General features: G+C 59.5%; 10 protein-coding genes. All 10 read left to right on the plus strand.

The features are described from left to right. The first annotated feature begins 174 nt into the window (after nt 1-174). Entirely contained in the window at nt 175-1,569 is a 1,395-nt protein-coding gene (locus tag ACEQFP_RS12220) for a glutamate decarboxylase (RefSeq protein ID WP_005281933.1), read from the plus strand. A 37-nt stretch (nt 1,570-1,606) separates the two neighbouring features. Then, nucleotides 1,607-3,190: a putative glutamine/gamma-aminobutyrate antiporter GadC gene (gene gadC, locus ACEQFP_RS12225; protein WP_005281931.1), complete on the plus strand. Its 1,584-nt coding sequence runs from the start codon at nt 1,607-1,609 to the stop codon at nt 3,188-3,190. Between the two features lie 85 nt (nt 3,191-3,275). Next, nucleotides 3,276-4,211, plus strand: a complete 936-nt coding sequence (glsA, locus tag ACEQFP_RS12230) for a glutaminase A (RefSeq protein ID WP_370547218.1) — start codon at nt 3,276-3,278, stop codon at nt 4,209-4,211. Nucleotides 4,212-4,216: 5 nt separating this feature from the next. After that, complete coding sequence (locus ACEQFP_RS12235) at nt 4,217-5,512, plus strand: APC family permease (protein ID WP_370547219.1); 1,296 nt, start codon at nt 4,217-4,219, stop codon at nt 5,510-5,512. Further along, nucleotides 5,497-6,141 carry a MarC family protein gene (locus ACEQFP_RS12240; RefSeq protein ID WP_005281925.1) on the plus strand — a complete coding sequence of 215 codons (645 nt, stop codon included), beginning with the start codon at nt 5,497-5,499 and terminating at the stop codon, nt 6,139-6,141. The genes ACEQFP_RS12235 and ACEQFP_RS12240 overlap by 16 nt, the downstream gene beginning before the upstream one ends. Nucleotides 6,142-6,293: 152 nt before the next feature. Continuing rightward, nucleotides 6,294-6,785, plus strand: coding sequence for a nicotinamide-nucleotide amidase (gene pncC / locus ACEQFP_RS12245; protein ID WP_005281923.1), 492 nt, complete (start codon nt 6,294-6,296; stop codon nt 6,783-6,785). A gap of 63 nt (nt 6,786-6,848) precedes the next feature. Further along, nucleotides 6,849-7,910 carry a recombinase RecA gene (gene recA, locus ACEQFP_RS12250; RefSeq protein ID WP_005281921.1) on the plus strand — a complete coding sequence of 354 codons (1,062 nt, stop codon included), beginning with the start codon at nt 6,849-6,851 and terminating at the stop codon, nt 7,908-7,910. A 38-nt stretch (nt 7,911-7,948) separates the two neighbouring features. Next, nucleotides 7,949-8,389, plus strand: a complete 441-nt coding sequence (locus ACEQFP_RS12255) for a regulatory protein RecX (RefSeq protein ID WP_035594274.1) — start codon at nt 7,949-7,951, stop codon at nt 8,387-8,389. A gap of 134 nt (nt 8,390-8,523) precedes the next feature. After that, nucleotides 8,524-11,151 (plus strand): alanine--tRNA ligase, encoded by a 2,628-nt coding sequence (gene alaS, locus ACEQFP_RS12260; protein WP_370547220.1) that lies wholly within the window; start codon nt 8,524-8,526, stop codon nt 11,149-11,151. A 253-nt stretch (nt 11,152-11,404) separates the two neighbouring features. After that, nucleotides 11,405-11,590, plus strand: a complete 186-nt coding sequence (csrA, locus tag ACEQFP_RS12265; protein ID WP_002209449.1) for a carbon storage regulator CsrA — start codon at nt 11,405-11,407, stop codon at nt 11,588-11,590. Nucleotides 11,591-11,788 lie beyond the last annotated feature (198 nt).

Below are 11,788 nucleotides of genomic sequence, written 5' to 3' on the forward strand. Positions count from 1 at the left end.
TGCTTAGCGTTATTTATTTAATCCTTATCCTAATCTTTCTATAAATAATCACTCTCAATAATTTGCCTGTTCACCTATTTTGGCGATCACTTAAAGGGCATAGGACGACGTGTGGCGATCGCGCTTCACCCTTCGGTATCTGTCGTCAACGATTGGCTTGTTGGGAGAGAGAGAATGAAAAAAGGTCATGATATTCATGGGGAGTATTTGGATTCTCGTTTTGGCTCGGAAGCGATCCGTACGGCGGCGGAGGCTCATCAATTTCCTCAGGGGGAGATGCGTGAGGATATCGCCTTCCAGGTGATCAACGATGAGCTGTTTTTAGACGGAAACGCCCGGCAAAATTTGGCGACCTTTTGCCAGACCTGGGATGACGATTATGTGCATCGCCTGATGGATATTTCGATCAATAAGAACTGGATCGACAAAGAGGAGTATCCACAATCGGCGGCCATCGATCTGCGCTGCGTTAACATGGTCGCCGATCTGTGGCACGCGCCACGCCCTGCTAACGGTCAGGCGACTGGCACCAATACCATCGGCTCCTCCGAGGCCTGCATGCTGGGGGGGATGGCGATGAAGTGGCGCTGGCGCGCCAAGCGTCTGGCTCAGGGTAAGCCGGTGGATAAGCCGAATCTGGTGTGTGGCCCGGTGCAGGTCTGCTGGCATAAGTTCGCCCGTTACTGGGATGTCGAGTTACGTGAAATCCCGATGGCGCCCGGCAAATTGTTCATGGATGCGGAGCGGATGATCGCCGCCTGCGACGAGAACACCATCGGCGTGGTGCCGACCTTCGGCGTCACCTATACCGGCAACTATGAGATGCCCGATGCGTTGCATCAGGCGTTAGATGATCTGCAGGCGCGTACCGGCCTGGATATCGATATGCATATCGACGCCGCCAGCGGCGGCTTCTTGGCACCATTCTGTGCGCCTGACATCGTCTGGGACTTCCGTCTGCCACGCGTCAAATCCATCAGCGCCTCTGGGCATAAGTTCGGTCTGGCACCGTTGGGCTGCGGTTGGGTGGTCTGGCGCGACGCCGCCGCGCTGCCGGACGATCTGGTGTTCAAGGTGGATTACCTCGGCGGTCAGGTCGGCACCTTCGCGATCAACTTCTCCCGCCCGGCAGGCCAAGTCATCGCCCAGTACTATGAGTTCCTGCGTCTGGGACGAGAGGGGTATACCAAGGTCCACACGGCGAGCTACCAGGTGGCGCAGTTCCTGGCGGCGGAGATCGCCAAGCTCGGGCCCTATGAGTTCATCTGCAGCGGCGATCCGCAACAGGGGATCCCGGCGGTCTGTTTCCGCATCCCGGCGGGTAAGGAGCTGGGCTATAGCTTGTATGACCTCTCCGAACGTCTACGCCTGCGTGGCTGGCAGGTGCCAGCTTTCGCGTTGAATGGTGAGCTGTCCGACGTGGTGGTGATGCGCATCATGTGCCGGCGTGGTTTCGAGATGGACTTCGCCCAACTGTTGATGGACGATTTCCGCGCGGCGTTGGCTTACCTCAAGGCGCACCCGGCGGTGGCGCATGTCGCGCATCAGAATAGCTTCAAGCATTCCTGAACCGAACCGTCCACCCTTGGCGTAAGGAGTGACTATCATGGCTACGAAAACAACCGCTGGCGCCCCCGTGTCGGTGAAGAAACTGAGCATCATGACCCTAGCGATCATGAATATTGTCGCGGTGGTCAGCTTACGTGGCTTACCGGCGGAGGCGGAGTATGGGCTTAGCTCGATCTTCTACTATCTGTTTGCGGCGATCTTCTTCCTGATCCCGGTCTCGCTGGTGGCGGCGGAGCTGGCCACCGGCTGGCCGGAGAAGGGCGGGGTGTTTCGCTGGGTCGGTGAGGCCTTCGGGCCACACTGGGCCTTCCTGGCGATGTTTATGCTGTGGACAGAGGTGACGGTGTGGTTTCCGACCGCGCTAACCTTCGGTGCTGTGTCCTTGGCATTTATCGGTCCCGATCAACGTTGGGATGAGGCGCTCTCGGCTAACCGCTTCTTCATCCTACCGATCGTACTCTGTATCTACTGGCTGGCGACCTTCATCGCGTTTAAGGGGGTGAATACCTTCGCCAAGGTCTCCAAGTGGGGAGGCATGATCGGCACCATCATTCCGGCGGCGATTCTGATCGTGTTAGGTTTCGCCTACCTGATCGGTGGTGGGACGCCGCAGATCACCCTGAGCTGGGATCAGGTGGTGCCCGACTTCACCAACTTCAACAACGTGGTGTTAGCGGCCAGTATCTTCCTGTTCTATGCCGGGATGGAGATGAACGCCATTCACGTCAAGGATGTGGAGAATCCACAGCGAAACTACCCGATTGCCATCATGTTGGCGGCATTGGGGACCGTGGTGATCTTCGTCTTCGGTACCCTGGCTATCGCCTTTATCATTCCGCAGTCCGACATCAACCTGACTCAGAGCCTGTTGGTGGCCTTTGATGACATGTTCAAGTGGGCGCATGTGGAGTGGCTCGGGCCGGTGATGGCCTGCGCATTGGCCATCGGGGTGCTGGCCGGGGTGGTCACCTGGGTCGGCGGCCCCAGCTCCGGTCTGCTTGAGGTGGCGAAGGCGGGCTATCTGCCGCGCTGGTGGCAGCATACTAATCAGAATGGCATGGCGACTCATATCCTGCTGCTGCAGGCGGTGATCGTCACCATCCTCTCCATCCTGTTCGTCATTCTGCCGTCGGTACAGGCGACCTATCAGATCCTCAGTCAGCTGACGGTGATCCTGTATCTGATCATGTACATCCTGATGTTCTGTGCGGCGATCTACCTGCGTTACAGCCAGCCGAACCGTCCTCGCCCCTACCGTATCCCCGGCGGAGCGATAGGGATGTGGATCATCGGCGGTGCGGGTCTGGTGGGATCGATCTTGGCCTTCATTCTCAGCTTCGTGCCGCCGAGCCAGATCGCGGTGGGGAGCCCGATGGCGTATGTCGGGATCCTGATCGCCCTGTCGCTGTTCTTCTGCCTGGTGCCTTTCGCCATCTATGCGTTGCGTAAGCCACACTGGCGGGCGGAGAACAACGATTTCGCCCCCTTCACCTGGCAGGCGGAAGGGGGGCATCCGGGCATTCCGACGGACTCCTCCGCCCATCCTAGCGTGCTGGCGGCTCAGGCGCGCGCTGACACACCGCACGAGCCTGGCAACACGCCTCCGGCGGCGGGCCGCTGAAACTCGCCGTGTCGTAGGTCAGTGGTTGGATGAGGTAGTCGGGCAGGGCATAGACCCTGCCCCTTTTCGCGAGAGGAGTCGTACCATGACGCTAGAGGCAGCAGCTTTACAACAGGCCGTCGATCAGGCACACCGCCAGTATGGTGCGTTGCCTGGCGGCAAGAATGCGGACTATATCCCCTATCTGGCGGGCGTTCCGAGTCAGTTGGCGGCGGTGGCCATCGTGACGCGTGACGGCGCGGTGTACTGCGTCGGTGATAGCGCTTACCGCTTCGCTCTGGAGTCGATCTCGAAGGTGTGTACCTTGGCGCTGGCGCTAGAGGATGTCGGCCCGCAGGCGGTACAGGACAAGATCGGCGCCGATCCGACCGGCCTGCCCTTTAACTCGGTGATGGCGCTTGAGTTGCATGGCGGCAAGCCGTTATCACCGTTGGTTAACGCCGGGGCGATGGCCGCGGCCAGCCTGATTCAGGCGCCTGATCGTGAGCAGCGTTGGCAACGTATCTTGGCGATCCAGCAACAGCTGGCGGGTGAGAAGGTGGCGCTGTCGGACGAGGTGAACCAGTCGGAGCAAACCACCAATTTTCATAACCGCGCCATCGCCTGGCTGCTCTATTCGGCAGGCACCATGTACTGCGATCCGATGGAGGCCTGCGACGTGTATACCCGCCAGTGCTCGACGCTGATCGATACCGTCGAGTTGGCGACGCTGGGCGCGACTCTGGCGGCGGGTGGGGTGAATCCGCGTAGCGGGCAGCGAGTATTACAGGCCGATAACGTGCCCTATATCTTGGCCGAGATGACCATGGAGGGATTGTATGGCCGCTCCGGTGACTGGGCCTACCATGTCGGTCTGCCGGGCAAGAGTGGCGTGGGCGGCGGCATTCTGGCCGTGGTGCCCGGCGTCATGGGGATCGCGGCCTTCTCGCCGCCATTGGATGAGGCGGGCAACAGCGTCCGCGGGCAGAAGATGGTGGCGGCGGTGGCGGCACAGCTGGGGTATAACCTGTTTAAGGCCTAAGCATCATGAGCGCGCGCGAGCAAGAGAAACCCTTGGGGTTGTGGCATGTGGTGGCCATCGGCATCGGCGCGATGGTCGGGGCCGGGATCTTCGCGCTGCTGGGACAAGCGGCGTTGTTGATGCGGGCCTCGACCTGGCTGGCGTTTGCCTTTGGTGGGATCGTCGCCATGTTCTCCGGTTACGCCTATGCGCGCCTGGGGGCGCGTTATCCCAGTAACGGCGGGATCATCGACTTCTTCCATCAGGGATTCGGGGGCGGGGTGCTGACGTTGGCGCTGTCGTTGCTGTATCTGGTGACCTTAGTGCTGACCATTGCCATGGTGGCGCGTGCGTTTGGCGCCTATGCCGCCGATCTGTTGCATGACGGTAGCCAAGACCAGCGGGTGATCTTGAGCTACGCCCTGGGGGTGATCGCCGTGATGGCGCTGTTTAATGCCTTGAGCAGCCATGTGGTGGGGCGCTTGGAGCTGGGGCTGGTGGCGGTGAAGCTGGCCATTCTCCTGTTGTTGATCGTCGCCGGGGTCTGGAGTCTGCATCCGGCACCGTTGACGATCGCCTCGCACATTGGCTCTGGTGCCTTCTTCTCCGCCATCGGTATCACCTTCCTCGCCTATGCCGGCTTTGGCATGATGGCCAATGCGGCGGATAAGGTACGCAACCCCGCGGCGACCATGCCGCGCGCCTTCGCCTTGGCCATCGGGGTGACGGCGTTGCTGTATATTATCTTGGCCTGGGTGTTAGTCAGTGATGTGCCGGCAGCCGAGCTAGAACGCTATGCCGACACGGCGGTGGCTCATGCGGCGTATCCCTTGTTGGGGCGCGTCGGTTATACCATTGTGGCGATCGGGGCCCTATTGGCGACGGCCTCGGCGATCAACGCCACCCTGTTTGCCGCCTTTAATATCATGGCCAGTATGGCTCAGAAGGGCCAGCTGCCAGGTGCCTTTCGCCAGGCGCTGTGGCGTCAGAGCACCGTCGGTAACCTGGCGGTTGTGGCGTTAATCATGTTGATGACGCTGTTGCTCGACCTAGGGGCGTTGGCCAGCGTCGCCAGCGCCACCTTTCTCTTTTGTTACTTGGCGGTTTTCGTGGTGGCCTGGCGCCTACGCGCGATTATCGGAGCCTCGGCATGGCTGCTGATTGGTGGGGCGTCGGTGATGATGTTGGTGATCGTCGGCTTTATCATTAGCCTGTGGCAACAGGGCGGTACGGCGTTGCTGTGGGTGGCGGCGGCGTTAGTGTTGAGCCTGGTAATGGCCTTGCTCTGTCGGCGAGGAGAGGGGCCATGGAAGCGTGGCTAATCGAGTTTCTCCTTACCTATGTCACCTTTTTGTCGATGTTCTGCCCACCGGCAACCATCACTGCGGCGACCATTCTGCTCGGTCAGGTTCCGGCCCATACCTTGCGCCAGCTGGCCTGGAAGGTCGCTGGCGAATATGTGGCGGTGATGCTGATCGCCATCTGGATCGGTAACTTTCTACTGACGGCGTTGGGGTTGAATGCCCATGCGCTCACCGCGACCGGCGGTGCGGCGTTGCTGTTTCAGGGCTGGCCGCTGATGACGAAGGGGACCAAGGCCGAGCCGGCCCGCATGCCCGAGAGTCACGTCAATGTGCAGGAGATGGTGTTGGTGCCGTTGCTGTTCCCGTTAACGATCGGCGGTGGCACCATCGCCGTCGGGATCTCGCTGGCGAGCCACAATGCTTCACTTTCGGGGTTGTTGCAGCTATCGGCGGTGATCCTGGCGATGGCGCCGACCATCGCCTGTACCTTCTTGGCCGTTGGGCCGCTACATGGCCGTCTTTCCGCCGGTGCCATCGATGCCATGGCGCGTATCGCTGGCATTATTCTGGTGACCCTCGCGTTACAACTGTTGGCCTCTGGCCTGAGTCAGTTAGTCTTACAATACCTGGCCGTCAAACCCCATTAGACGAGCGTCTCGCACCGCTGACCACGCTAGGCGACATCGGGGAAACGTAAGCGCGTCAGATGACGGCGTGCTTACGTGGCGCGCCGCGTTTTTCCTGGGTGGAAAGTGTTACTATGATGCTCCGTTGAACCGAGGGGAGAGGAGTGAGCGCGATGAGCGAGTTAGCGACATTAAGCCGAGAGGTGGGCGAACGTCTGCGCGCGCGCGGGGAGCAGGTCACCTGTGCCGAGTCCTGTACCGGCGGCTGGATCGCCAAGTCGTTGACCGATATCGCCGGCAGTTCGTGCTATTTTGAGCGCGGTTTTGTGACCTACAGCAATCGGGCCAAAGCGGAGATGCTGGGAGTTGCCAGTGAGGTGCTAGCCCAACACGGCGCGGTTAGTGAGCCGGTGGTCGCGGCGATGGCGACGGGAGCATTGCGTGCGGCCGGGGCGGATTTTGCCATCGCGGTGAGCGGCATCGCCGGACCGGACGGCGGCAGCGAGCAGAAACCCGTCGGTACGGTGTGGTTTGGTTTCGCGACCCGTAACGCGCCGCCCTGGTGTTGCTGTCGCCACTTTCTCGGCGATCGCGATGCCGTGCGTCGGCAGGCAACCGAATTCGCCCTGCGGACACTGCTGGAAAAATTTCTTACGGAGTCTTGATACTGTACGAGTGTACAGTATAATCAAAATCAATTTCAGATTTGCTATGCGTGGAGTAAACGGATGGACGAGAACAAACAACGTGCCCTGGCTGCGGCATTAGGCCAGATTGAGAAGCAGTTTGGTAAAGGTTCTATCATGCGTCTGGGCGATACCCAAACGTTGGACATTGAGTCCATTTCAACCGGTTCTCTGAGTCTGGACGTGGCGCTCGGCATCGGCGGCTTGCCGATGGGGCGTATCGTCGAGATCTTCGGGCCGGAGTCCTCCGGTAAAACTACGCTAACGCTCTCTGTCATCGCGCGGGCACAGGCGGCGGGTAAGACCTGCGCCTTCATCGATGCCGAGCATGCGTTGGATCCGATCTATGCCGCTAAGCTGGGGGTCAAGGTCGATGATCTGCTGGTGTCCCAGCCCGATACCGGTGAACAGGCGCTGGAGATCTGTGATGCGCTGGTGCGTTCCGGGGCGGTCGATGTGATCATCGTGGACTCCGTGGCGGCGCTGACGCCGAAGGCAGAGATCGAAGGTGAGATGGGGGATTCCCATGTCGGCCTGCAGGCGCGTCTGATGTCGCAAGCGTTGCGTAAGCTGACCGCCAACATTAAAAACGCCAACTGCCTGGTGGTGTTTATCAACCAGATCCGTATGAAGATCGGGGTGATGTTCGGTAACCCGGAAACCACCACGGGCGGTAACGCGCTGAAGTTCTACTCCTCCGTACGCTTGGATATCCGTCGTATCGGCGCGATCAAAGAGGGCGACGAGGTGGTCGGTAACGAGACCCGCGTGAAGGTGGTGAAGAACAAGGTCGCGCCGCCGTTCCGTCAGGCCGAGTTCCAGATCCTGTACGGTGCCGGTATCTCCAAGGAGAGCGAGCTGATCGATCTGGGCGTCAAGCATAAGCTGCTGGATAAGTCTGGCGCCTGGTATAGCTATAACGGTGACAAGATTGGCCAGGGTAAGGCGAACTCGATGAAGTTCCTGCAGGAGAACCCGGCCATCTCTGCCGAGCTGGAAGGCAAGTTACGCGAACTGCTGTTGAGCCATGCCGCCGCGACCGATGCCGATCGCGCCAAGGGCGAAGTCGATGACGACGCGATGCCGGACGACGAGAACTTCTAATCATGTCGGAGGCTAACGCGGGGCAGAGCGCGGCGCGTGTGAGCGATGCGCTTAACCGGGCGATGCGTCTGTTGGCCCTGCGTGATCACAGCGAAAATGAATTGCGCCGCAAACTTGCGGCGCAAGGCGTTTCTGAGGCGGAGATCGCACCGGTCATCGCCCATTGTTACCATTATCAGTGGTTGGACGATGCGCGTTTCGCCGAGCGTTATATCGTCTCGCGTAGCCGTAAGGGGTACGGAGCACAGCGTATTCGCCAGGAGTTGGGGGTACGCGGTGTGGCGCGCGACGTGATCCAGCAGGCGTTGGCGGAGTGCACGGTCGACTGGCATGCCCAGGCGCGTCGCACGCTGGAACGCCACTTCTCTCTGCCGCTAGCCAGCGATTGGGCGACGCGAGCTAAGGTACAACGTTATCTCCTCTATCGTGGCTTCTTCCAGGAAGAGATCCAGGATGCGCTGCGCGATTTAAGCCGGTGAATGCACGCGGTGTTTTACTTCACGGTGAAGAAATTTTATCTTAGTGTCACTTTGTGTTCGTGAGCGGGCGTCGGCAGCGGAATGCGGGCTGGTTTGTTCACGGACTGTTCTTCTAGCCTGACTCCGGGACATTTATGAGCAAGAGTACCGCTGAGATCCGTCAAGCGTTTCTCGATTTTTATCACAGTAAGGGCCACCAGGTGGTGGACAGCAGCTCCCTGGTGCCGAACAACGATCCGACCTTGTTGTTTACCAACGCGGGGATGAACCAGTTTAAAGATGTTTTCCTTGGCATCGACAAGCGTAGCTACAGCCGTGCGACCACGGCACAGCGTTGCGTGCGAGCCGGTGGTAAGCATAATGACCTGGAAAACGTCGGCTATACCGCGCGTCACCACACCTTCTTCGAGATGCTGGGTAACTTCAGCTTCGGCGACTACTTCAAGCATGATGCGATTAAGTTTGCCTGGGAACTGTTGACCGGCGCGCAGTGGTTTAACCTGCCGCAGGAAAAACTGTGGGTGACGGTGTACGAGAGCGACGACGAGGCTTACAACATCTGGGCCAACGAAGTCGGCGTACCGCGTGAGCGTATTATCCGTATCGGTGACAATAAGGGTGCCCCCTACGCCTCCGATAACTTCTGGCAGATGGGTGACACCGGGCCATGCGGCCCCTGCACCGAGATCTTCTACGATCACGGCGCCCACATCGCCGGTGGGCCTCCGGGTAGCCCGGATGAGGACGGCGACCGTTACATCGAGATTTGGAACATCGTCTTCATGCAGTTCAACCGCCAGAGCGACGGCACTCTGTTGCCGCTGCCCAAGCCTTCCGTCGATACCGGCATGGGGCTGGAGCGTATCGCCGCGGTGTTGCAGCATGTTAACTCCAACTACGACATCGATCTGTTCCGTACCCTGATCGCCGAGACGGCACGGGTGATCGGCGTGGACGATCTGAGCAGCAAATCGCTGCGCGTGATCGCCGACCATATTCGCTCCTGTGCCTTCCTGGTCTCAGATGGCGTGTTGCCGTCGAACGAAGGGCGTGGCTATGTGCTGCGTCGCATCATTCGTCGCGCGGTCCGTCATGGTCACATGCTGGGAGCCAAGGAGTCCTTCTTCTATAAACTGGTTGCACCGTTGATCCAGGTGATGGGCTCCGCCGCCGATGAGCTGGCCCGCCAGCAGGCGATGGTCGAGCAGGTGTTGAAGACCGAAGAGGAGCAGTTCGCTCGTACGCTGGAGCGCGGTCTGGCCCTGCTCGATGACGAGTTGGCGCAGCTGGATGGTGATACCCTGGATGGCGAGACGGCGTTCCGTCTGTACGACACCTATGGTTTCCCGCTGGATCTGACGGCCGATGTGTGCCGCGAGCGTAATCTGAAGGTTGATGAGGTCGGCTTTGAGAAGGCGATGGAGGCGCAGCGTCGTCGGGCGCGTGAGTCCAGCGGTTTCGGCGCCGACTATAACAGCCTGATCCGCGTCGAAGGCAGCACGGACTTTACCGGTTATCAGCGTCAGCAGCAGATGGCGACGATCACCGCGCTGTTCCGCAACGGCCAGGCGGTCGACGCCTTGCAGGCCGGTGAGGAAGGGGTTGTGGTATTGGATCAGACGCCGTTCTATGCCGAGTCCGGCGGCCAGGTTGGCGATCGGGGCGAGTTGAGCGCCTCTGGCGTTAGCTTCGTCGTCGACGATACCCAGAAGTATGGTCAGGCCATCGGTCATCTCGGTAAGGTCGTCCAGGGGCATCTACAGGCCGGCGCTTCGCTGCAGGCTAGCATCGATGTCGCTCGCCGCGATCGTATTCGTCTGAGCCACTCGGCGACTCACCTGATGCATGCCGCGCTGCGTAGCGTATTGGGCACGCATGTGGCGCAGAAGGGGTCATTGGTGAACGATGGTTATCTGCGTTTCGACTTCTCGCACCCCGAGGCGATGAAGCCGCAGCAGATCCGTCAGGTTGAAGAGATCGTCAACGCGCAGATCCGCCGTAACCTGCCGATTGAGACGCAGGAGATGGGCCTGGAAGAGGCGAAGGCGAAGGGCGCGATGGCGCTGTTCGGTGAGAAGTATGATGCCCAGGTTCGCGTACTGAGCATGGGCGAGTTCTCGACTGAGCTGTGCGGCGGTACCCACGCCGAGCGTACGGGCGATATCGGCCTGTTCCGCATCGTGAGCGAAAGCGGTACGGCGGCGGGCGTGCGTCGTATCGAGGCCGTGACCGGTGAGCAGGCCTTGCAGGCGATGCATCAGGAGAGCGATATGCTGCGCGAGGCGGCCTCCCTGGTGAAAGGGGATACGCAGAGTGTCGCCGAGAAGATCCGCGGGCTGATGGAGAAGAGCCGTCAGCTGGAGAAGGCGCTACAGCAGCTTAAGGATCAGCAGGCCGCTCAGGAGAGTGCATCGCTGAGTGCGCAGGCTGTCGAGGTGAACGGGGTGAAACTGTTGGTCAGTCAGCTGCACGGCGTTGAGCCGAAGATGCTGCGTACCATGGTGGATGACCTGAAGAACCAGATGGGCAGCTGCATCGTGGTGTTGGCGACGGCGGAAGAGGGCAAGGTGAGCCTGATCGCCGGTGTCAGCAAGGATCTGACCGCGAAGGTTAAAGCTGGCGAGCTGATCGGTATGGTCGCTCAGCAGGTTGGTGGCAAGGGCGGGGGCCGTCCGGACATGGCCCAGGCGGGGGGCAGCGATGTTGCCGCACTGCCGCAGGCCCTGGCCAGCGTTAGCGATTGGGTTACCGCGAAGCTGTAATCTAACCTGTTAACACGAGAACGCCGTATCCTATTGTTGGATACGGCGTTTTTTTATCTCACGCTGTTTTCTTCGTGATAAATTTTGCAATATTGCTGATGATTTGCGCTAAACTTGTACCCATGATGTAGCGCACGATAATCTGCTTACACATTATGAAGTTGTTGCTGTTTACGTTTTTACTACAGATGATGGATAATGGCGGGGATAAACTGAGAGACCCGACTCTAATTAATCTTTCAAGGAGCAAAGAATGCTTATTCTGACTCGTCGAGTTGGTGAGACCCTCATGATTGGCGATGAGGTAACGGTCACCGTATTGGGGGTGAAGGGAAACCAGGTTCGTATCGGTGTGAATGCTCCGAAAGAGGTTTCTGTGCATCGAGAAGAGATCTATCAGCGCATTCAGGCGGAAAAGTCTCAACCGACGACCTACTGATTCCTGTGTAGCGTCTCGCAACGTGGCGGGACGCTTACGCATTACTTGTCTGACTTGCCGCCGCCTTCCCCCTTAACATCACCTCTTAGCCGTTATCCCGTTATCCCGTTATCCTTTGACTGCTGACTGCTGACTGCTGACTGCTGACTGCTGACTGCTGACTGCTGACTGCTGACTGCTGACTGCTGACTGCTGACT

This window comes from Edwardsiella sp. A.80236 (genome assembly GCF_044540725.1).
Classification (GTDB): Bacteria; Pseudomonadota; Gammaproteobacteria; order Enterobacterales; family Enterobacteriaceae; genus Edwardsiella; species Edwardsiella tarda.